Genomic DNA, 21,884 nt, shown 5'->3' with positions numbered 1-21,884 from the left:
ATTCATTATAAGTGCGTTCAAAATAATACAGCCTTAATCAAAATTAATCATACCATCAAAAGGACGGATTGCAAAGACTCTTCTCTATTATGGCCTTATAAATGTTGCCTCTTACATGTATTCTGCCTGAATTGGTAAATTCCTTCTTAAAGTCATCAATATTTTCCCACTTCGACACCGTTTTCATCAGCAGTCATCCAATAACGGATTTTCTGTGGCGGCAACTTTGCCATTTGACAGATAGACCCGGGGCACCCTGCTCGAGATCATACAGGTCACCTCATAGTTGATGGTCCCGATCCACGCTGCTACATCATCTGCGGTGACCGTTTCATCACCCTGGCTGCCGATAAGTGTCACCTTTGTGCCGACCGGAAGCGGGCCCGGGATTCTCAGCATCAGCTGGTCCATGCAGATTCTTCCGGAAATCTGTGCTCTTTTCCCGTCAACCAGCACCTCGAAATCCTGCAGCCGGCGGATCCAGCCATCGGCATAACCAATCGGGACTGTGGCAATCCACTCCGCTTTTGCAGCCGTATAAGTGGCACCGTATCCGAGGCTTTCCCCTGCGCTGATCCTTTTCACATGCACAATTTTCGAGTGCAGCGAAAGAACAGGGCGGAGCGGAACTTGCAGAAACGGCTTGATTTCCTCTGACGGCGACAGGCCGTACTGCGCAATCCCGATCCTGACTGCATTAAAAATCGCATCTTGATGGTAAAGCGCACTTGCGCTGTTGGCGGCATGGATGTAGGCCGGCAGTTTTTTGAGGGAATGCACGAACTCTTTGAAACGCGAGAGCTGCATTTCATAGTAATCCTCGTCAATCTGATCCGCCGTGGCGAAATGCGTATAAATTCCCTCGAAAATCACTTCCTTCGAATCGCGGATCATCCTTTCCAGTCTTTGCAGTTCTTCTGCGGTCCGGATGCCAAGCCTGCCCATACCGGTGTCACATTTCAAATGGACCGGCAGTTTTTCTCCTGTGGCTGCGAGTGTCTTCCCGGCCTCGGCAATCCAACCCTCTCCGAAAACCGTCAGGGAAATCCGGTGCCGGGCCGCAATCGGGGCATAGGCCGGATTCGTCGCGCCGAGCACAAGAATCGGAGCCTGAATCCCTGCCTTTCGCAAAGCTATCCCCTCTTCAAGCATGGCTACCAGCAGACCGCGGGCGCCTGCATTCATGACGGTCCGGGCACAGTGAAGGGCACCATGCCCATAAGCATTCGCTTTGACTGCCGCAAAAACATTTGTCCCCTTCGGCAAGCAGCCAATAATCGATTTCATATTCGTATATAGTGCATCCAAGTCTATTTCCGCCCATGTCTCACGGAAAAACTGATGTTGTTCTTGTTCTGTCAATGATCCCACTTCCCTGAAACGGATTACTAGCAAAGACGATTATAACACCCGTTGAAAAAGCGCACAAAAAAACATTGGTTCATAACAGTTTTACATCATGGAAAACAGAGCAGAAAAATGTCATGGAGCGGCGGATAAAAAATCAAACAGACGATGTCTCCGCCCGGGAGCACCGTCTGTTTGTCATTTCATCAATATAGCATGACTGGACTTTTTCTCTATTTGACTGATCCGCCTTGGACCGACTGCGCGACTGCAACCATCTCATCAGGACTCAGATCTTGGGAGATGAGCGTATAATCGACCCCGTCTTCTGTCCATGAAATGGAATGAGGTGTCATCGCACCGATGCTGAACCCGAGGTCTACCATATCACCTTCCACCTTTACGGTATTCATCGAGGCCGCCGGCACGGCATCCGCCTGTTCTTGAACCAAAGTGAAGGATTTCTCGCCAGTATAAGAAAGCCAAACACGCTTGCCGTTTTCGGTCTTGACCGTCTCTTCCTCGAAAAGCGAGACATTCGGGATTTCCGCCATTGCATATTTCACTGCGAAGTCCGTCGCCGCCTGACCTGCGCTGACCGGAACGTCAAGCTGGGCAGCCGTCATGTTCTTCTTCTCTTCAAATGCGTCCTTGTCAAACTTTGCGTTAAAGTCCACCTTAGAGAACTGGACCTTGACGACCGGGTTCGAATCCGTATCCATCACAGTGACGCTGACCGGCTCCAGTGTTTTCTTTTTAAAAGTGATCTCCTGCTTAGGCAGCATATGATTGTTTTTATAGCGGGTTTTTGTCTGGAAAACGAAATGATCATCCGTTTCTTTGAACGTTGCGTCTTTATCCTCCATGACATCCTTTACAAGCGATTCGTACAAATATGCCTGACTGCTGTTTTGCGGCCATTCACTCTGGAATTTGTAGCTCTTGTTCAATGCAGGCGTCAAAACATAGACACCGCTTTTATTGCGAAGGATCATCTGACTCTGTTCTTTCTTCGGATTTTTCAGATGAACCCGGTAATCCCCAGGCTTGTTGTGCCACACATCCACTTCATACGACTGCGGCTCATTCCCGACCTGGAGGGTCATTTCGGCCTTCGCCTTATACCCCTTCATGCCTCCCACCTTCTCCTGCAAATCCGCCGTCACATCCTGCTGCGACTTCGCTCCGCATGCCGACAGCAACACAAGCGCAGACAGCATCATCCCGAGCAGCCAGATCCCCTTTCTCATTCCTTCAACCCCTTTATTTGTCTCATTTTCCGTGAATGAAAGAGAGCCAGCCGGACCGGGCAAAATCAACTGTCTGCCAAAAACACGGACGCCCCGCACAAACAACCATTTCACCCGCCCCAGACTCGTCTCTCCTGATGCATTAAAATCATATGAGACAAACAGTCGAGATAGAACAAAGAAAAGCGGAGGGCGGCTGGTTAGGGGCGACAAGCACAAGACGAGAAGGAAAAAAGGCGCTTCCCAGCCTTTCTTCCTTCTTGACTTGTGACCTCGAGCCCCTGCCGCCCGGAGCTGGACAAAGAAAAGCGGAGGGCGCCGTTTAGCGACGTACAGATTGGAGGGATTCTGACGAGATAAAGGAAACACGGCGACGAAGGAGCCGATGTTGACTTATCGTAGGAAGAATCTCGAAATCTGCTAGTCGCTGGCGACTGGAGCTGGACATCAAGAAAAGCGGAGGGCGCCTGCCTATCGGCGACAAGCGCTGGAGGAAAAGAGCGGGTGAGTGCTTTCCCAACCCACCTGATCTTTTTCGAAGCGACCTCGAGCCGATGGCGCCCGGAGCTGGACAACGAAAAGCGGAGGGCGGCTGGTTAGGGGCGACAAGTGGGCACTTCACTATGGGAATCGGAATCGTGGTTGCGTATGACGTATTTTTCATTTTTTTTAATAGCCTTCTTTATGGCATCGTCTTTTACAAAACCAATAATGTTGCGGCAAGCGCCCTTTCACATCTTCCTTGCGAACCTTTCCGCCTTTATTATCATCCTTTTTCTGATATGATACAGGTTACTTTTGCACAAAAAAATGAAGACCCGGGATTCAGTTCCGGGTCTTCATTTTTTATTTCTCAATAATCACCTGTGCGGCGGCATATGCTTGAGTATGGGTGATGGACAGGTGTGCGCATCCGGCTGCCGGGCCGGCGATCTGCGGTTTTCCGTGCTCATCCCAGCAAATCTCGATATCCTGGAAGGAGAGCGAACTGCCGATCCCTGTTCCAAACGCCTTTGCATAAGCTTCTTTGGCGGCAAACCTCCCGGCAAGAAATTCCGTCTTCCGTTTTTCGCTTAAAGAGCCGTAAATGTCCAATTCGGCCGGCGTCAGCACCCGTTCAGGGAAGCGGGGCTGACGTTTGCGCAAAGTTTCCACCCGTCCGGTTTCTACCACATCCAGCCCGATGCCTGTTATCATAGAATCAACTTCCTTCTGATTCAAAATGTCCTATCATATAGAAAGGGGTCTGCACTATGTTTGTACGAACGGAAAACTTTCGTGAATTTCTCTCTTTGTATCCTGTCGTTTCCATCATTTCCGCGTTCCATCTTCTCCTATACGTAGGGTTGAAATTGCAGGTTGTTCCGGAAACCACGGTTTTCGACCTGTTTGCCGGAACAAATATGTTTATTGCCGATGGGGAATATTGGCGCCTGGTCACGCCGATTTTCATTCATTTCGGATTTTCTCACATGCTATTTAATACGTTTTCCCTTGTGCTTTTTGGCCCGGCGCTGGAGCGCGCTTTGGGAAAAACTGCTTTTCTCATCGCTTACCTTGCCAGTGGCATCGGCGCAAACATCGCGTCTTTTGCACTCAAGCCTCCTTACTTCTCCCACATCGGGGCAAGCGGGGCCATCTTTGGCTTATTCGGTATTTACCTCGCGATTATGCTTTTCCAGAGAGGGGCCATGCCCCGGGAAGGCATGCAAGTAATCCTGCCCATGGCTGCCATCGGGATGATCATGACGTTCTTCCAGCCAAATGTAAACACGACCGGTCATCTATTCGGCTTGATCAGCGGTTTCCTCATCGGCCTTCTGCTGTGCAAAACGAGAACGATCCGCTTCTTTTGAACGGGAGGCATCCGGCTGATACCACTCATAATAGAAGTCAGCATTTTTTGCGTCAAGATGTTTGACCTTCATCGAAAAACCGCCTTTGCCATTCATAACAGATGCATGCAAAGTTGCAAGTTCTGCCCTCCCTTGAAAAGGATTGACCGAAACATCCATAGACTGAATTCTCTTTTTCAGCATGTAAACGGTCTGCTGATCAAAATCACGGTAGCGCAGAACGAGCTGTTTCCCCATCACTTCGGCTCCAGCAGAACGGTATTGGAGATGACCTGCTAAAACAGCGGCCCCGACAAGCAAAAACGCAAACAATCCATAAGGGTAAAAAGCATAGGAGAGACCGGCTGCAATTGGGATGGTGATTAACAGCTTGGTGAAAAAGTATCTGCTCCTTGCCCGCAGCGGAACCGGGGTAACAGGTAGATCAAACCGGTATTCGCCCAGATGGGGCTGCAGCATGGCGGCAATCTCATTCTTTTTGACGACAGGAAAGAGCAAGCTGTCCCCCACACCCTCGCCGTCCGGAGTCCCTGCTGTTTCGAGCGAGACACTCGCGTAGCCGAACGGCTGACGGAACGGGCTTTCTTTGATCTTCACCGCCTGGATCTTGTTAATCGGGATTGTCGTTGTCCGCTTCTCCAGCAACCCTCTCGTAATGACAAAATCATCTGCCACCTTCTTCAAGGTGAAATCATTATATTTTAAGTAGGCAATGAGCACTGAGACAAGCCAGCCGAGCGCAAGCGTGAAAAGGACGAGCGCAGAGATGAACCAGACACCGATTTTAACGAGCTGTTCGAATTCCCGAAAAATCAAATCATACGGGATCATGTCCTGGAATTGTGAGGCAAATCCTAGCACCGCGGCAAAGATGACGCCAGCCCGTCCTGAAGTCGTTGCCAGAAAGAGCAGTTGGGGATGGGTGATTTTGTATAAAATCGCCTCCCGTGTCTCTTCCTCCTCTTCTGATACTGCCTTTGACTTCGATGAAAGGATCAGTTCTTGCAGAGCCAGGGCGTCCGCCTTCTGGATTGCCGTCAATTCGGCCTCGGCCTTCTCCGAACTCCCGCCAGCTGTTTCAATTTTCACTTTTACCAGTCCAAACGGACGGTGCAGAATCCCTTCTGAAAAATCGAGGCTTTGAATCCTCTCAAAAGGAATATACCGTTTCTTCCTGACGAAAATTCCCTGTTCAATTCGAAGTTCCCTGTCCTCTACTCGGTATGTGAAACGGACCCACCGCAAGAGAGATGTAGCGATGAGCAAAATAAGGACCAGTACGGCAATCAGCAGCGGCAGGTTCTCGAGAAATCCTTTTTCACCTGCCCGCCAATTTTTCAAGTAGACGAAACCGTAGATCGCCAGCGGAATGAGTGCTTCCTTAATTGTTTTCGCCACTTGAAAAGCCATCGACACTGGATGCAGCCGCTTCGGTTCATACATCATCTTCAGCCACCCTTGCCAGTGCTGAAATGGAATGGCGAAGTTCTTCCGCCTCCTGCATGTCGACAGCAGGAATTTCATGAGTGGTTGCAGCGGTAGAAATTGAGATGGTCGCAAGGTTGAATTTCTTCAATATCGGCCCTTGTGACGTATCGACGTGCTGGACCCGAACCATCGGAACTAGTGTCCTTTGCATGATGAATACGCCCCGCTGAAGTTCAATTTCCTGTTCGCGCACTTCATAGCGCCATCGTTTCCATCTGACTGACGGGATGATAAAAATCGAAAAAATCATATACATAATGGCAGCTGCGCCTGCTGCATACAAAATCCAGCCAGGCCAGTCAAAGTGTCGGCCAGCGAAAATGACGGCACCTGCAACGATTGCGGTAATGAGGGAATTGATGGCTCCAACAATGCGCCAGACTTTCAGCCCCCGTTTTGATATCTGCTTTGATGGCGGTTCATAGTTCATGTTGCTTCCTCCTTTTGTCTCTCTTTCATACGTGAATAGAAGCAAAAAGTTTCAGCCCTCAGCCTTTTCGTTCGTAAAATACAAAAAGCAACCGGGAGGACCGGTTGCTTTTTCTTGCGTGTATGATCGCTTACGCTTTTGAGCGAGCTCTTATAGGGCACCGCTCTTTCGCTTGAGCGGAATCCTTTACTTAGGGCCTTCTGTTGCTGCTGGAAGAACGGCGTTGTTGCGGCTTCCTGCTGCCTTTATATGATTGTTGGCCGGGCTTGCCGCGTCTGTTGCGGTTTCCGCCTCCGCCTCCGCCGCCCTGGTATTTGTCACGCTTCGATGGAAGCGGACGCTCTTCTGTAATGTGAACAGGTGTTTTGTCCGGTTCTTTCGTCAAGACCTTCAACGCAGCTGCAATGATGGAAACGGCATCGCCATGTTCTTCCATCAATTCATTTGCAACGGAGCGGTATTCGTCCAAGTTGCCTTCACGGATCGTTTCATCCAATTTATCCATAGTGATCCGCTGTTGGCCTTCAAGGGCTTCGTCATAAGTTGGCGGACGCATCGGCTGCATCCGTTTCCTTGTGGTCTGTTCAACGATACGCAAGTAACCCATTTCACGAGGGCTGACGAAAGTGATGGCCATCCCTTCCTTGCCGGCACGGCCTGTTCTGCCGATTCTGTGCACATAGCTCTCAGGATCCTGCGGAATGTCGTAGTTGTAAACATGTGTGACACCGGAAATATCCAATCCGCGCGCCGCCACGTCTGTTGCAACGAGGACATCGACCTTGCCTTCTTTAAACTTTTTCAAGACGGAAAGACGCTTCGCCTGGCTCAAGTCGCCATGGATGCCTTCTGCTGTGTATCCGCGCAATGTAAGCGCGTTTGCCAGTTCATCGACTCTGCGCTTCGTGCGGCCAAAGACGATTGCAAGCTCCGGAGAGTGAACGTCGATCAGGCGGGAAAGCACATCAAATTTCTCGCGCTCAGGAACTTTTACGAAATACTGTTCAATCAAAGGAACAGTCATTTCCTTCGCTTCAATCTTCACCACTTCCGGCGATTTCATGAAACGCTCAGCAATGCGGCGGATCGGTCCTGGCATTGTCGCAGAGAACAACAATGTCTGGCGGTCTTCCGGCACTGTAGAGAGAATGGCTTCGATGTCATCGATGAAGCCCATGTTCAGCATTTCATCCGCTTCGTCAAGGACGAGCGTATGGACACGGTCAAGCTTCAGCGTGCGGCGTTTGATGTGGTCAAGAATCCGTCCTGGTGTCCCGACGATGATATGCGGGCCTCTTTTCAAAGAGCGGATTTGGCGCTGGATATCGGAGCCTCCGTACACAGCAAGCACTCTTGCTCTCGCATCCTGGCCGATTTTGTGGAGTTCTTCTGAAACTTGGATAGCCAGTTCGCGTGTTGGGGCGATGATGATCCCTTGCACGTGGGACTGGGTGATATCAAGCTTCTCTATTAACGGTATGCCGAATGCTGCCGTTTTACCTGTTCCAGTTTGGGCCTGGCCGATGATATCCTTGCCTTCCAAACCTAGTGGAATCGTTTTTGACTGAATCGGTGTTGCTTCTTCAAAGCCCATTCTTTGAACTGCTTTTACAATCGCAGGGCTAAGGTTTAACTCAGAAAACTTTGTCAATGTTTTTCATTCTCCTTTGATATCTCATAACGAGATTTCTGCCGGTTCCCGGTCTTTGCGGGGAACGTATGGCACTCTTATTTTTCGATAAGAGCTGCGCGAAAAGGTGTAAACGATGTTGCTTATTCTACCATTAAAACGAATCGATTACAATTGAAGTCCATCAGCTTTTTGCGAGGGCCTCCACGACGGACTCCAGTTTCATCCCCCGGGACGCCTTGACAAGGACGACTTCGCCCCCGATTAGTTTTTCCTGCAGTGAACGGATCAATTCATCTTTTTCCGTGAAGGAAAACACTCTGTCCCGGCCGAACGCATGAACCGCCCCTTCTGCAATATGGCTGGCCCTTGCTCCGTATGTAAAGACATATTTCACCTTCACCGGATCCAAGCCTCTGCCGATTTCCTCATGGAATTCGGCTTCCTGTTCGCCAAGCTCCAGCATATCACCGAGCACGAGAACTTTAGCGCGTTCCGGCTCCATTTCTTCCACAAGGCTAATAACCGCCTTCATGGCAGTGGGACTTGCGTTGTATGCATCGTTCAGCACCTTGATCCCGTTTGCTCCTTCTCGCCATTCCATTCTCATGCTTGACAGTTTCACTTTTTTTATACCCTTTTTCATGTCCTCGACAGGCACTTCCGCTTCCCTTGCTGCCAGCAGTGCGGCGAGCGCATTCATGACGTTGTGCATGCCCGGGATTGGCAGGTAAAAGGACTCATCCCCAAGTTCAGGAACGGTGAATCCGCTCCCTTCCGCAGTGATGTCTACGGTTCCCGGATAAAGAGTATAATGTGAATTTTCTCCGAAGGTAACCAAGTTGAGGCCCGAAAGCTTTCCGACCCTCTCCGCTAGCAGCGGCTCGGCACCAGGATAGATGAGTGTGCCGCCTTGGGTCAGCCCATCGGCGATTTCAAGCTTTGCTTCGGCAATCGCTTCTCTCGACCCCAAGTCTTGGAGATGGGCTTCCCCGATATTAGTGATGAGGGCAATATCCGGCCTGGCGATTCGCGAGAGGAGTGAAATTTCTCCCCTTGCACTCATACCCATCTCAAGCACAGCCACTTCTGCTTCTTCCGGCATCGACAGAATCGTGAATGGCAGCCCGATATGGTTATTGTAATTGCCGGCGGTTTTATGAACCCGATAGGTTTCGCCGATGATGGAGGAAACGATGTCTTTCGTTGTTGTTTTTCCGTTGCTTCCTGTAATGCCGATCACTTTCGCTTTGTGCTCATCCCTATACGCTGCTGCAAGCTGCTGCATGGCAGTAAGCGTGTCATCAACAAAAATCAGCGGGGCATCCTGCGGCGGATTAGGGACATCTTTTTGCCAGAAAGCCGCGCCTGCCCCTTGTTCGATCGATGCCTCCACATATTGATGGCCATCCGTCTGGCCGCCTTTAAATGGGATGAAAAGGTTGCCGGGTTCAATTTTGCGCGAATCAATGCTGACGCCCTCAACCATCCGATCCTCATAGCCTTCAGCATATTCCGCGCCGATCATTTCGGCAATCCTTCTTACTGTCTTTTTCATTTCGACCCTCCTGGATCTTTAAAATGTATGAATGATCTCCTGCTTTTCCTGGTGTCTCTCAATGGCCAGTTCCACGAGTTTTTCGATCAATTGCGGGTAGCTGAGCCCAGTATGCTTCCAAAGAAGCGGGAACATGCTTACCGGTGTAAAGCCTGGCATCGTGTTCACTTCATTGATCAGCACTTTTCCATCTTGGGTGAGGAAGAAATCGGCCCGCACGAGTCCTGAGCAATCGAGCGCCTTAAACGAACGGATCGCCATTTCCTTAATTTCCGCATAGACATCTTCCGGGATATCAGCCGGAATGACAAGGGCAGTATCGCCGTCTTCGTATTTCGCTTTATAATCGTAGAAATCTTTCTTCGGAATGATTTCCCCCGCAACAGAACATTCAGGATTGTCATTCCCTAAAACCCCTACTTCAATCTCCCTTGCTGTGACGCCCTCTTCAATGATGATTCTCCGGTCGAAACGGAAGGCTTCGGCAAAAGCTGCCTCAAGTTCGCTCCGGTTATCGCATTTAGAGATGCCGACGCTTGATCCGAGGTTCGCCGGTTTGACGAAACATGGGTAGCCCAGTTCCTTTTCCGTCTTTTCATATGCCTGTTCTTTCGCTGCCATCCATTCGGATTTGACGAATGACACATAGTTCACTTGGGCAAGCCCTGCCTGTGCAAAAATATTTTTCATCACAATCTTGTCCATGCCCGCAGCCGAAGCAAGCACTCCGTTGCCGACATATGGCAAATTCAACAGCTCGAGCAGTCCTTGGACAGAGCCATCCTCCCCGTTCGGTCCGTGCAAAAGCGGAAAGACAACATCAAATCCGGCTGCCATTCCCTCGTTTTTCTCAGCAAGCTCGGTTGTCAGGCTTCCCGGAGCAATCGCCCCACCTTTGACATCCGTCAGTTGGTCGACATTTTCAAGCGGCCCTTGAATCTGGGGACCCTTCTTCCAGCTCCCGTCTTTCGAAATAAATACGGAATGAATATTGAATTTTTCCTGATCCAGTGCCTCGATCACAGATTTTGCTGTTTTCAAAGAAACTTCATGTTCTGCGGATTTACCGCCATATAATAAACAAATATTTTTTTTCATTTTTCCATCCTCCAGACAAAACAAAAAATCGGCCACGTATTTGCGGCACCGTTTGTCAAAATAAGTCTCCGGCTTTCGCCCATCTTATTATATGGCATTTGCCGCTTTAAGGTGTGATTTTTGCTAAAAAAAGATCGGAAGAAGAGAAAAATCCTACTTCTCCCCTATTGCCGCTTTTTTCACAGAGTCTCTTTTTGAAAAAAGAATCGCAGTCCCTATGTGGGATTGCGATTCTTCTCAGCTATTTCCTTTCGCCAAAACCTGCCAATCACCAGACTTGCGGTCGAAAATGATTTTCCCCTGCGAAGGTCCGGTCATTCTGGCATCATATTCCTCAAGCATTGCATCCATGCCGTAATAGTCATCCATTACATAAATCGGGATTTCGATTTGGCCTCTAGTCTTCGTTGCCTTTTCAACTGAAAATACGACCCCGTCCTTCATTTCACTGACGAACGAATAAAGGATTTGCGCAGGAACCGGCGGACAAGTATTTCTTCTTCTAAGCGGAAACAACCCCTTTTCTTTCTGCTCGCTTACCTTTGACGAAAGGACAGAACCGAGCATTCCAAAGAAGGGATCCCAGGATTTGAAGTAGACCTTGTTGAACCATCCGTCATTATGGGCGAGGTAGGCATATTCATTCCGGAGCTTCGGATAAAAAGGGAGTTTAAGATGGTCCTTCATATGCCCGAGGTACAGAAGCTCGGCAACTTCCTGTCCACTCAGTGCATCCAATGAATACTCATCTTCAAAATCAATCCAGCAGAAATCCCCATATCCGTAAACATCTTCAGCCATCAGCTTCGCAATCCCCGTCCCGTCTGCATACTCAAGTCTCGTATGCATATTGTAGCTGCCATCGGCAAACCGATGTTGCAGCAGCAGAATATTTTGCGGCTGATTTGGAAGTCCTTGCAAAAATTCAGAAAAACCGATGCCGTACGAAAGGACAAAGCGTCCAGTATGATGGATTTGAACAAAGATGATATCGCGCCCTGCATGCTTTTTCAAGGAAAGACCCTCCACGCAACCAATTATAGGATGATTGATTCACTTTTTTTCCATCATATCAAATTTTGGCATTGTACACCTTATATTTCGATCAAAAGATGATTAACCTTCGCTGAATGGGTAAAGTATACATATCTGAATGTTGGGAGGTGAAATTCTGTTTCCGGCTCCGGGCTGGATGCAGAACAAACCATGGTTACCATCAATTTTTTGCTTGTAATCTTACTTATTGCCCTGACCGCATTTTTCGTTGCATCAGAGTTTGCCATCGTAAAAGTGCGAAGTTCAAGGATTGACCAATTGATCGCTGAAGGAAATCCGAAAGCGCCGATTGCCAAGCGAGTGCTTTCCAATCTCGATGGTTATTTATCCGCGACACAGCTCGGAATCACGATTGCTGCTCTCGGACTCGGCTGGCTCGGCGAACCGACCGTCCAAGTGATTCTGAACCCCCTGTTCGAAAGGCTGGATCTTCCTTCTTCCGTAGCGAGTGTGCTTTCCTTCATCATCGCATTTGTGACGATTACCTTTTTCAACGTCGTTGTTGGGGAATTGGCGCCGAAGAACTTTGCCATTCACAAAGCGGAAAGCGTCGTGCTGATCTTTGCCAGGCCACTCGTGATCTTCTACAAGATCATGTTTCCCTTCATCTGGATTCTGAATGGATCCGCCCGATTCATTACGAGGCTGATGGGACTGAAGCCGGCAAGCGAAGGAGAGATGGCCCACTCTGAAGAAGAGCTAAGGATCATTTTATCGGAGAGCTTGAAAAGTGGGGAAATCAATCAGTCCGAATACAAATATGTAAATAAGATTTTTGAGTTTGATAACCGGATTGCCAAGGAAATCATGGTTCCAAGAATCGAAGTATTCACGATCGATGTATCGGCGCCTATTAGTGAAATTATAGAAACGATCAAGGGCGAACGTTATACCCGCTATCCTGTCACGGACGGAGACAAGGACAACATCATCGGCGTCGTCAACGTGAAGGAATTTTTGACTGATTGCATCGACGGATCCTGTGACGATGAGGCACCGATTCTCCCCTATGTCAAGCCGGTCATCCGTGTTATTGAAACTGTACCGATCCAGAGCCTGCTCGTGAAAATGCAGAAAGAACGGAACCATATGGCTGTTCTGTTCGATGAGTATGGCGGCACTGCTGGTATCTTGACGGTCGAGGACATCCTTGAGGAAATTGTCGGTGAAATCCGGGACGAATTCGATGTAGATGAAATCCCGTATGTCCGCAAACTAGGCGATCACCACTTCTTGCTGGATGCCAAAATTTTGATTGAAGAAGTGAACGACATGCTCGGCACCCATTTGAAGGGCGATGAGGTCGACACCCTCGGCGGCTGGCTGCTTACCCAGCAATACGACTTGGAAGAGGGGAATATTATTTCGGCCGAGCATTACTCCTTTCATGTCCGCAAAATGGAAGGGTCCCATATCAGCGAAATCGAAGTGAAGAAAGAAGAAGCATAAGAAAAGGCGGATCAGGATATCGACTCCTGATCCGCCTTTTCAAAAACAAGCCAGGCATGTACAAAGTTGTACATGCCTGGCTTGTTTACCATTAAGAATGGAGTCCCGAAAAATTGCGGGCCGATTCAACGTCCTCCAAAACCTTGAGAATTTCAAGGCGGGATTTCGTTTTCGTGATTTTAACTCCAATCTCTGATAAGCTGTTGATGACTTTCGTAAACTGATCATGATCTCTTTGCAAGAAGACCACCTCTTTAAGATTGACATCTCCATAATATTTTACCCTACTTTTGTGAACGTGTATATCGTTTTTGAGAAATATTAAAGAATTTGTCAACTAATTTGTTTCCCACGCTAATTACTATACCCAAATGCCAATTTATTAACCTGTTTTTTTCAAAAAACAAGCCTGTGCCATATGGCACAGGCTCTTTGTTTGTCAATTATCAGTCACGGTGGTTGAACTCATTTTTGACGTCGCCGTACAGCTGCTTTGCATCGCCTTTCGCTTTGTCCCATTTGCCTTCGGCCTGCATGCTGCGGTCATCCGTCATCTTACCGAGCGAATCCTTTGCTTCGCCCTTCACTTTATCCCAAGCGCCTTCGAGTTTGTGTTTGTTTCCATTATCGTGATTCATACTGGATTCCTCCTCGTCTAGTGTTTGGCATATATGTTATATACCCTTTACGCCGAGGCTGAAACAATCCTTACTCAAAGTGGTATTTTTTCAGCAGACTTTCCAGTTTTAGCGCAAGTCCAAGGCTGCCCTCGACTTTCAACTTGCCTGTCATATAAGCGGCCGTACTATTGAGGTTGCCGAGTACGAGCTTCTTGAAATTTTCGACACCCATCTTCAGTGTGCATTTCGCCTCATGGACCGCCCCTTCCTCGACACTCGCTTTGCCGCCGTCGAGAATAAGCTGATACGTGCCGCTCTCTTCACCAGACAAATCAAATTGATAAACGACATCAAAGTCCTCAAAAGGTGCAGGATTTTCATTCAGATTCTTCTCAATTTCCGTCCAAAAAACGGCCAAGCTCTGGCCCGTCATCTCCATCACACATCTCCCCCTAGCCATTTCCTACATTATAACCTATGAGAATATTTCGGCAACAGGTTTGTAAGCGCAAACAAGGAGGCGAGCAGGGGGGATTTCGTCGATTTGGCCGCTTTCATATGGAAGTGATGCGGTCGGCAGATCCTTTGTGTATGTTGGGCTCTTTGAGACCGGAAGATACGGGTTGCAGCGGTTCTTCACGTGTATATCGAGACCTTGCATACCGGAAGAATCACGAGCCCGCCTTTCTTCACGTGCCTATCGGGCGCTTTCATACCCGAAGAATCACGAGCCCCTCTTCTTCACGTATCTATCCACCTCTTTCATACCGGAAGAAACACCCCCCCTAATCCTTCGCCTATCTATCGAGCTCCCTGAACCTGAAGCCGGCTACTCCCTATTCTCCACAGCACAACGCCCTACCTCTTCCCCGCCAATGCGGTCAGCGGGCGGAGGAATGCTATGCCTTTTCGCTTTTGTTTTGCCCTCGTGTTTTCGAGCCGCTGCATCAGTTCCTGGTCCCGCTCCCGTTCCTCTATTTTTTCGGCGAGCCGTTCGACCTGCTTTACTAGTGCTTTGTTCAAGGCAACGGCTTCGGCCTGCTGCTGTTCAAGGATAGCGATCTGGTCAAGGAGCTTATCCAGCCCCGCTTCTTCCACTTGTAAAACCTCAATCTCTGGTTTCCCTCGCCAAGCTGCTGCAGCCATCTCACCTGCCTGCTCGATCGTCATTCCTTCGGCAATCCGTTCCATCATGCTGCGGACCATGTCTAGGTCACTTTCATCGAACATCCGGCTCCGGTTCGGCCCTCTATGAAAAACAACGCCTCTTTTCTCCAATGTCTGTGCATACTTGCCGATCGAGCTCAGTCCGATGCCTAGTTCCTTTGCCGCCTCAGAAGATCCCACTCTTTCTCCCATGTCCAAACCCCTCCTGAATAATGATCTACTCTATCTATTCAACAGGTCAGGGGAAGCCTCCTCTCTCTAAAACTGTAGGATGAAGGGAGGTTTTGTCTACATTTGGAAAAAGAACTCAAAGCGAATTCAAAATATCCGCCGAATCGTTTTTTGGGCTGTTGACGAGCGGAGAAACAGGATAGGCCTCCATCTCTTCCGAAGGGAATGGGACGAGGAGTTTCTTCAGAACTGCCGAGTCTGCCTCCGTTCGGTCGAGCCAGATTTTTTCACTGCCCGGCGTGAGCATCACCGGCATGCGGTCATGGACCGGCTTCATCAGTGAATTGGCCTCCGTCGTAATAATCGTACAGGTGTGAAGTGTATCTCCGCCTTTGTCCCATGAATCCCACAGACCGGCAAAAGCGAACGACTCTTTCGTTTTCAACGTGAAGCGAAACGGCTGCTTTCCCTTTTCTTCCTTTTTCCATTCATAAAAACCATCCGCTATGATCAAGCAGCGCCGTCTTTCAAGCAGACGCTTGAAACTCGGCTTTTCATCGACGGTCTCTGCACGGGCGTTGATCATTTTTGAGCCGATTTTCGGATCTTTTGCCCAAAAAGGGACAAGCCCCCATTTCAGCATTCCGGCTCTGTTACCGTCTGCCGTACCGACAATCGCAAGGATCGGCTGGCTCGGTGCGATATTGTAGCGCTCTGTCCACTCTGCCGCCTCATAATCTTCGATTGCAAAACGCTCGATCAATTCGTCTTTTTCAGCATACAAACTAAATCGGCCGCACATCCTCATCCGCTCCTTCTTCATTTCCTCCCATTTTAGCGGGCTGGCGGACATTATGCCATCCGCTTGTTTAATTCCTCCCGTTTACGGAAAAATAGAAAGAAGAAAGCTTGTAAAGGGGCGGTTAGCATGAAAGTTTTGATAGCAGGGGCAAATGGCCATACAGGAAGATTGCTTGTCGAGCTGCTTGCAAAGGAAGGTAGCCATGAACCTGTAGCAATGATCCGAGATGAAGGACAGGCTGCAAAGTTGAAGGAACTCGGGGCTGCCGACGTAATTGTCGCCGACCTTGAGGGAGACGATTTGAAAAAGGCAACAGACGAGGCTGATGCTGTTATCTTCGCAGCAGGCTCAGGCTCAAAAACCGGCCCGGATAAAACGATATCCGTCGATCAGGAAGGGGCAAAAAAGCTCGTTGATGCTGCAAAAGCGTCAGGCGTTAAACAGTTCATCATGCTTAGCTCGATCGGCACAGATGAACCGCAAGGCCCGCTCGAACACTATCTGACCGCAAAAAAAGAGGCCGATGATTATTTGACGAACAGCGGCCTCGCCTATACGATCGTTCGTCCCGGACCGCTCACCCATGATGCGCCGACCGGGAAGATCGAAGCCGGAACGATGTTGGAGATGATGGAGGAGCGCTCCATTCCGAGAGCGGATGTGGCTGCGGTACTCGCTCTGGCCCTCGATCTTGACAACTTAAAGAATAAAACATTCGAACTGCTTGACGGCGAAAAGCCGATCAAGGATGTATTGGAACTTCTATAATGAAAAAGAGACCCTGTCCCGTGAATACGGGGACAGGGTCCTTTTTCAGCCCAGCGACGGCTTTTTCCTCGCGCGGCCCGAACGAAGCAGCCAGCGGTGGACGAAGTATTCGATTACGGCCAGAGCAGCCGAGATAAGCAAGGCACTTGACCAGGTTACTGAAGCAGTTCCAAAGAAATACGCGATAAAATAGATAAGCACGGCGGAAGTGAGGAAATCAAGCAGAAGGGTTATCCAAAAGGTGCGTTCGTGCAGCACCGCCACTTCAAGTAAATGTCCGGCAAGCGCCAGCGTTACTCCAATTATGATCGGCTGGTATGCACGAGAGAAATATACCGTATCCAGAATCCCATCGGCAATGAACAAGCCGATCGTGCAGATGAACACTTTCATGATGAAATTAAGCAAAGCAAAAGGCCTCCTTTTTCACAATTTGCCAGTTAAGAAAAGGATGCCTTTCTTCTCGCCCAATTATTCAGTTCTCCCGCTTTTTAACGTGACCGCGACAATTTCCGGACGGTTAAACAGGCGGAAAGGAAAGATGCTGTTTCCGAGTCCTCGGCTGACGATCATCTTTGTCAGCCCTGTTTCGCTTAAGCCGCCGGCGTATTTTGGGAACCAGCCCTGACCCGGTGCGATAAGGCCACCGAGCCCCGGGACCCAGAACTGCCCGCCATGTGCATGGCCGGCAAAGACAAGGTCGATTTCCTTATCCACATAAGAATCGAACACTTCTGGCCTGTGGGCGAGCAAGATCCGGTAATCATGGTCGGAGACTTCCGAAAAAGCTTCATCAATCTCCTCGGAGCTTGTTGTGCCGGTGTGGTCCAGCCCCTTCATCAGCGGGTCCTCGATTCCTCCGATCACAATCTCCTCCCCGTTTTTCTCAAGCTTCTCCGCCTCATTATTCAAAACACGGACGCCTAGTTTCTCCAGCGCCGCCGACATCTCCTCCAATTGATTCACCGCCACCTCGTGGTTTCCTGTGACAAAATAGACGCGGCCAAGCGGAGCAATCTTTTCGATAAGATCAAGACTGCCCTGCAGGTCGTATCGGTTGCTGTCAATCAGATCTCCGGTGATGAAGATGAGATCCGGTTTTAATTGCTTTATCTTGTCCGCAAGGCGGGATTGTTTCTCGCCGAACACGGCATCGTGGAGATCTGATATTTGAACAATCCGCAGCCCATCAAAAGCTGCCGGAATCCGGTCCGACTGTATTGTATATTCCGACGTCTGCAACCAGTGGTTGCTGCTGTATCCAAGCCCTGTAAGCACAATCGCCGCCAGGAAAATAGCAAGTAATTTCCTTTTCATCAAAAAACCCTTTCGGCATGTCTATTATGGACATCTTATCATGTGTTACAGCCTTTTAGAACAGAGGCAGGGCGTTTTCCAGAAAATAAAAAGAGCGAGTGGAACCGGCTCCAGCCCGAATTCCGCTCGCTCTGTTGTTGTATCTCCGAAGCATATCCTGTTATGCCTGCTGTTGCTGATGATTGTAATAGTCGATGCTGTACATCGCGCCTTCATCTACCATTCTGGAATCTTCGATGTCATGTGGATCAGGGTGGCCGGCTTTTTCCAGCAATTCATCATTATCCGGCTCATTGCCGAAAAGCTTTTGCACTCTGCCTTTTACAAGGTTGAACGTGCCCATCGCCTTGTCTCGGTTTTCCTTGGAAGATAAGTAAGCTCCGGCGATGCCAAGCCCTGCCAGCAAATATGGGGCCATTCCTTTTGCTTTACTCATGTTTATCTTCCTCCTTTGTCCCTTATTTACCCCGGCGATGGGCATGGCAAACTTCCGGTCTTACTGACAGACGGCCGTTTTTGCAGCAGTGATCAGCCGGCGGATCGATTCCCGCTCTCCTTTTGCGAGCAGCTCGACGATTTTGCTGCCGACAATGACACCATCACAGCTCGCCCCAAGCTCACGGACCTGTTCAGGTGTCGAAACCCCAAAGCCCGCAAGTACAGGTGCTGACGAAAGCTTTTGCAAATGGCTCAAATAGTCGGATACGCTTCCCTCATATTTGCTCCGTGCCCCCGTCGTCCCTTTTACGGTGACCGCGTATAAAAATCCTTCCGTCCTTTCGGCGATCGTTTTAAGCCGGGCCTCGGGTGTAACCGGGGAAGCGAGGCGAATCAGGGCGATTCCGTACTTTTCCAGCGCAGGCAGCACCATATCCTCTTCCTCAAGCGGCAGGTCTGGGATGATCAGCCCATCTACGCCTGAAATCTCGCACGCTTCGGCAAAAGCATCCACACCGTAAGAGTAGATCAGGTTAAAATAGGTCATCAGGACAATCGGAATCGTCCGTTCCCCCTTTCCCTCCTCCAGCTTTTCCAAGACCCCGCGCAGCGTCGTCCCTGCATCTAGCGCCCGGATGCCTGCCGCCTGGATGGTCGGTCCGTCCGCGACCGGATCTGAAAAAGGAATCCCCAATTCAATCACCGTCGAGCCGCTTTTTTCAAGAAAGTCAATTTGCTCCGGCAAGGCAGTCAATCCGCCGTCCCCTGCCATAATATAAGGGACGAAGATCTTATCCCCGCGTTCCAACACCGTCTGCATTGCATGATCGATCCGTTCCTTACCCATTCGCCTTTCCTCCTATCGCAGCTTTTACTGTTTCTACATCTTTGTCGCCGCGTCCGGAAAGGCAGACGGCGATCGTTTCATCTTTGCCCATTTCTTTTGCCAGCTTCAATACATAAGCGATCGCATGAGAGCTTTCGAGTGCCGGGATGATTCCTTCTGTTCGCGCTAACAGCTTAAAGGCTTCGAGTGCCTCTTCATCTGTCGCGGATGTATATTCGACTCTTCCGCTGTCTTTGAAATAGGCATGCTCGGGCCCGACCCCCGGATAATCAAGACCAGCTGATATCGAGTGGGCACTTTCAATCTGTCCATTATCGTCCTGCAGCAAATAGGTGAGGGTCCCGTGGAGCACTCCCGCTTTGCCGGCAGTAAGGACTGCTGCATGTTTTCCGGTCTCTATTCCGGAGCCTGCCGCCTCTACGCCATACATTTTTACTTCCGTATCTTCCGCAAATGGATGGAACATGCCCATCGCATTGCTGCCGCCGCCGATGCAGGCGACAACCGCATCCGGAAGCCTCCCTTCCTGTTCCAGCATCTGTTCCTTCGTTTCAAGGCCAATGACGCTCTGGAAATCACGGACGATCTGAGGAAAAGGATGCGGGCCAACGACAGATCCAAGTATATAGTGCGTGTCTTCAACATTGGAGACCCAGTACCGGAGCGCTTCATTCACGGCATCCTTGAGCGTGCCGCTTCCCTGACTTACACTTCTCACTTCCGCACCGAGCAGCTCCATCCGAAATACGTTCAGCTGCTGCCGTTTGATGTCCTCCTCGCCCATAAAAACGATACAGTCGAGTCCGAACAATGCACAGACAGTCGCGGTCGCCACTCCGTGCTGCCCTGCTCCCGTTTCTGCGACGACCTTTTTCTTCCCCATCCGCATTGTCAGCAGCGCTTGGCCGATCGTATTGTTGATTTTATGTGCTCCTGTATGGTTCAAATCCTCACGCTTCAAGTAAATTTTCGCACCGCCGACATGTGCCGTCAGATTTTCTGCGTAATAGAGCGGGGTTTGCCTACCAATATACTGGGTCAGATAGTATTCCATCTGGCGGGCAAATTCTGGGTCTGCCTTCGCTTTTTTGTATTCTTGTTCAAGCTGGGTTACGGCCGCCATCAATGTTTCGGGTACAAACTTTCCGCCAAATTGGCCATAGCGCCCTTTTTGATCTGGTAATGTATATGCTGTCATCCTTTGCACACTCCTCCGCTTTTCGCTAGATTGATAAACCGTCTGATCTTTTCTTCGTCCTTCTTTCCAGACGTCTCGACACCGCTTGATACGTCGACACCTGCCGGATCCACAATCCTGATCGCTTCGCGTACGTTATCCGCCGAAAGTCCGCCCGCAAGCAAAAGGCGAGTCTTCGGCACCCCGAGCTCATCAAGGAGTCTCCAATCAAACGGGATGCCCGTTCCGCCCCCCGGGCTGTCGACAAGAAGAAATTCACATGTATACGCTGCGGCTGATTCAACATCTCTCCTTGTCCGGATTGATACCGCCTTTATCACCGGGAATGGCAGCCGGCGGCAAAATTCCGGGCTCTCCTCCCCGTGGAGCTGCACATAATCCAGGCCTGCCGCCATCGCGATTTCCATCACCCGTTCCGCCGTTTCATTGACGAACACCCCGACCTTTTTTACACCTGGCGGCAATGTTTTTGAGATGACCGCCGCCTGCTCCGGCGAGATTTGTCGCCTGCTTTTAGCAAAAACAAACCCGATCATGTCAGCTCCTGCTTCAGCCGCCGTTTTTGCTGCCGCTTCTGTCGTAATGCCGCAAATTTTCACTTTCATAGACGAATCGACTCGCCAAGCGGAATGCGGAAGGATTCCAATGTTGCCGGCACATCAGCCGCCCGCATTAATGTTTCGCCGACGAGAACTCCTTTTGCCCCGGCGTCCCTCACCCTCACGACATCTTCCTGTGTCTTAATGCCGCTTTCACTGATGATGACAATATCCTCGCCTTTTAACACCCCGGCCACCCGCTCGGTCACAGCCAGGTCGACGTCGAACGTCTTTAAGTTCCGATTGTTGATGCCAATCAACTTCGCACCGGCATTCAGCGCCCGCTCTGCTTCCTTCTCGTCATGAACTTCCAGCAGGACATCAAGCCCGTGTTCAGCTGCATATTGATGGAGGCTCCGCAGCTTTTGATCCTCAAGCGCCGCGGCAATCAGGAGAATGACGCTTGCCCCATGTTCAGCCGCTGCATCGATTTGGACTTCATCGATCATAAAGTCTTTGCAGAGGAGCGGAACGGCCACCGCATCGGATACCGAGGCAAGATCCGCCAATGAGCCTTTGAAAAACTCCCTGTCCGTCAAAACCGAAATGGCCGACGCTCCTGCTTTTTGATAAATTCCCGCCTGTTCCACAGGATCGACTTCTTCATTGATCATTCCTTCTGAAGGGGAAGCCCGCTTCACTTCCGCAATGACCGCCATTTCTTCCGCCTTCTTCAACCCCTCAAAAAGGGACGGCCGACTCTTGCCCGGCTTCAGTGCCCTTGCTGAATAGATCGAATATAATTCCGTCACTTCCAAACGCTTCTGTTCGATGATTTTATCAAGAATGCTCATA

General features: G+C 49.9%; 24 protein-coding genes. 3 read left to right on the top strand and 21 right to left on the bottom strand.

The annotated features are described in order from the left end of the window. Positions 1 to 186: 186 nt before the first annotated feature. The 3 genes from alr to acpS all read right to left on the bottom strand — a co-directional run bounded on the left by alr (position 187) and on the right by acpS (position 3,794). Positions 187 to 1,362, bottom strand: coding sequence for an alanine racemase (gene alr, locus AC0TWI_RS01080; RefSeq protein ID WP_488124486.1), 1,176 nt, complete (start codon positions 1,360 to 1,362; stop codon positions 187 to 189). 218 nt (positions 1,363 to 1,580) lie between these two features. Continuing rightward, positions 1,581 to 2,597, bottom strand: a complete 1,017-nt coding sequence (locus tag AC0TWI_RS01075) for a LolA family protein (RefSeq protein WP_488124503.1) — start codon at positions 2,595 to 2,597, stop codon at positions 1,581 to 1,583. A gap of 846 nt (positions 2,598 to 3,443) precedes the next feature. Then, positions 3,444 to 3,794, bottom strand: coding sequence for a holo-ACP synthase (gene acpS, locus AC0TWI_RS01070; RefSeq protein ID WP_488124485.1), 351 nt, complete (start codon positions 3,792 to 3,794; stop codon positions 3,444 to 3,446). Between the two features lie 56 nt (positions 3,795 to 3,850). Here acpS and AC0TWI_RS01065 point away from each other — a divergent pair, with 56 nt between their 5' ends. Continuing rightward, entirely contained in the window at positions 3,851 to 4,453 is a 603-nt protein-coding gene (locus tag AC0TWI_RS01065) for a rhomboid family intramembrane serine protease (RefSeq protein ID WP_488124484.1), read from the top strand. Here AC0TWI_RS01065 and AC0TWI_RS01060 read toward each other — a convergent pair. The 6 genes from AC0TWI_RS01060 to AC0TWI_RS01035 form a co-directional block, all read right to left on the bottom strand. Continuing rightward, positions 4,382 to 5,899, bottom strand: a complete 1,518-nt coding sequence (locus AC0TWI_RS01060) for a PH domain-containing protein (protein ID WP_488124483.1) — start codon at positions 5,897 to 5,899, stop codon at positions 4,382 to 4,384. The genes AC0TWI_RS01065 and AC0TWI_RS01060 overlap by 72 nt on opposite strands. Next, positions 5,889 to 6,371, bottom strand: a complete 483-nt coding sequence (locus AC0TWI_RS01055; protein ID WP_488124482.1) for a PH domain-containing protein — start codon at positions 6,369 to 6,371, stop codon at positions 5,889 to 5,891. The genes AC0TWI_RS01060 and AC0TWI_RS01055 overlap by 11 nt, the downstream gene beginning before the upstream one ends. Before the next feature lie 190 nt (positions 6,372 to 6,561). Further along, positions 6,562 to 8,022: a degradosome RNA helicase CshA gene (gene cshA, locus AC0TWI_RS01050; protein WP_488124481.1), complete on the bottom strand. Its 1,461-nt coding sequence runs from the start codon at positions 8,020 to 8,022 to the stop codon at positions 6,562 to 6,564. A gap of 163 nt (positions 8,023 to 8,185) precedes the next feature. Continuing rightward, complete coding sequence (locus AC0TWI_RS01045) at positions 8,186 to 9,559, bottom strand: UDP-N-acetylmuramoyl-tripeptide--D-alanyl-D-alanine ligase (protein ID WP_488124480.1); 1,374 nt, start codon at positions 9,557 to 9,559, stop codon at positions 8,186 to 8,188. Between the two features lie 18 nt (positions 9,560 to 9,577). Beyond that, positions 9,578 to 10,657 carry a D-alanine--D-alanine ligase gene (locus AC0TWI_RS01040; RefSeq protein WP_488124479.1) on the bottom strand — a complete coding sequence of 360 codons (1,080 nt, stop codon included), beginning with the start codon at positions 10,655 to 10,657 and terminating at the stop codon, positions 9,578 to 9,580. A gap of 237 nt (positions 10,658 to 10,894) precedes the next feature. Continuing rightward, entirely contained in the window at positions 10,895 to 11,671 is a 777-nt protein-coding gene (locus AC0TWI_RS01035) for a hypothetical protein (RefSeq protein WP_488124478.1), read from the bottom strand. A gap of 192 nt (positions 11,672 to 11,863) precedes the next feature. Between AC0TWI_RS01035 and AC0TWI_RS01030 the strand changes: the two genes are divergently transcribed. Next, positions 11,864 to 13,162, top strand: a complete 1,299-nt coding sequence (locus tag AC0TWI_RS01030) for a hemolysin family protein (RefSeq protein WP_488124477.1) — start codon at positions 11,864 to 11,866, stop codon at positions 13,160 to 13,162. Between the two features lie 91 nt (positions 13,163 to 13,253). Here the strand turns inward: AC0TWI_RS01030 and AC0TWI_RS01025 are convergent, their stop codons facing one another. From AC0TWI_RS01025 to AC0TWI_RS01005, 5 genes are all read right to left on the bottom strand, one after another. After that, entirely contained in the window at positions 13,254 to 13,403 is a 150-nt protein-coding gene (locus tag AC0TWI_RS01025; protein ID WP_488124476.1) for an Lmo0850 family protein, read from the bottom strand. Positions 13,404 to 13,608: 205 nt separating this feature from the next. Next, on the bottom strand, positions 13,609 to 13,800 hold the full coding sequence (locus tag AC0TWI_RS01020) for a CsbD family protein (RefSeq protein WP_488124475.1): 192 nt from the start codon (positions 13,798 to 13,800) through the stop codon (positions 13,609 to 13,611). A 70-nt stretch (positions 13,801 to 13,870) separates the two neighbouring features. Further along, positions 13,871 to 14,221: an SCP2 sterol-binding domain-containing protein gene (locus AC0TWI_RS01015; protein WP_488124502.1), complete on the bottom strand. Its 351-nt coding sequence runs from the start codon at positions 14,219 to 14,221 to the stop codon at positions 13,871 to 13,873. 419 nt (positions 14,222 to 14,640) lie between these two features. Then, on the bottom strand, positions 14,641 to 15,141 hold the full coding sequence (locus tag AC0TWI_RS01010; protein WP_488124474.1) for a hypothetical protein: 501 nt from the start codon (positions 15,139 to 15,141) through the stop codon (positions 14,641 to 14,643). Between the two features lie 115 nt (positions 15,142 to 15,256). Further along, complete coding sequence (locus AC0TWI_RS01005) at positions 15,257 to 15,943, bottom strand: SOS response-associated peptidase (protein ID WP_488124473.1); 687 nt, start codon at positions 15,941 to 15,943, stop codon at positions 15,257 to 15,259. 105 nt (positions 15,944 to 16,048) lie between these two features. Between AC0TWI_RS01005 and AC0TWI_RS01000 the strand changes: the two genes are divergently transcribed. Next, complete coding sequence (locus tag AC0TWI_RS01000; protein ID WP_488124472.1) at positions 16,049 to 16,690, top strand: SDR family oxidoreductase; 642 nt, start codon at positions 16,049 to 16,051, stop codon at positions 16,688 to 16,690. 45 nt (positions 16,691 to 16,735) lie between these two features. On the opposite strand, the gene AC0TWI_RS00995 is transcribed toward AC0TWI_RS01000, so the two are convergent. The 7 genes from AC0TWI_RS00995 to trpC form a co-directional block, all read right to left on the bottom strand. Beyond that, positions 16,736 to 17,098, bottom strand: a complete 363-nt coding sequence (locus AC0TWI_RS00995) for a DUF2512 family protein (protein WP_488124471.1) — start codon at positions 17,096 to 17,098, stop codon at positions 16,736 to 16,738. Positions 17,099 to 17,161: 63 nt separating this feature from the next. Further along, positions 17,162 to 18,007 (bottom strand): metallophosphoesterase, encoded by an 846-nt coding sequence (locus tag AC0TWI_RS00990; RefSeq protein WP_488124470.1) that lies wholly within the window; start codon positions 18,005 to 18,007, stop codon positions 17,162 to 17,164. Positions 18,008 to 18,167: 160 nt separating this feature from the next. Further along, on the bottom strand, positions 18,168 to 18,443 hold the full coding sequence (locus tag AC0TWI_RS00985; protein WP_488124469.1) for a hypothetical protein: 276 nt from the start codon (positions 18,441 to 18,443) through the stop codon (positions 18,168 to 18,170). Between the two features lie 60 nt (positions 18,444 to 18,503). Beyond that, a complete protein-coding gene (gene trpA, locus AC0TWI_RS00980; protein WP_488124468.1) occupies positions 18,504 to 19,292 on the bottom strand; it encodes a tryptophan synthase subunit alpha in 789 nt (262 codons plus the stop codon). Next, the gene (trpB, locus tag AC0TWI_RS00975) at positions 19,285 to 20,490 is read right to left on the bottom strand and encodes a tryptophan synthase subunit beta (protein WP_488124467.1); all 1,206 of its coding nucleotides are present in this window, start codon (positions 20,488 to 20,490) and stop codon (positions 19,285 to 19,287) included. Before trpB ends, trpA begins: the two co-directional genes overlap by 8 nt. Beyond that, positions 20,487 to 21,095: a phosphoribosylanthranilate isomerase gene (locus AC0TWI_RS00970; protein WP_488124466.1), complete on the bottom strand. Its 609-nt coding sequence runs from the start codon at positions 21,093 to 21,095 to the stop codon at positions 20,487 to 20,489. Before AC0TWI_RS00970 ends, trpB begins: the two co-directional genes overlap by 4 nt. Further along, positions 21,092 to 21,883: an indole-3-glycerol phosphate synthase TrpC gene (gene trpC / locus AC0TWI_RS00965; RefSeq protein ID WP_488124465.1), complete on the bottom strand. Its 792-nt coding sequence runs from the start codon at positions 21,881 to 21,883 to the stop codon at positions 21,092 to 21,094. Before trpC ends, AC0TWI_RS00970 begins: the two co-directional genes overlap by 4 nt. Between the last annotated feature and the right edge of the window lies 1 nt (position 21,884).

The sequence above is a fragment of the Lederbergia sp. B243.17 genome, from assembly GCF_057657925.1.
This window is presented reverse-complemented; position numbering and strand designations above follow the sequence as displayed.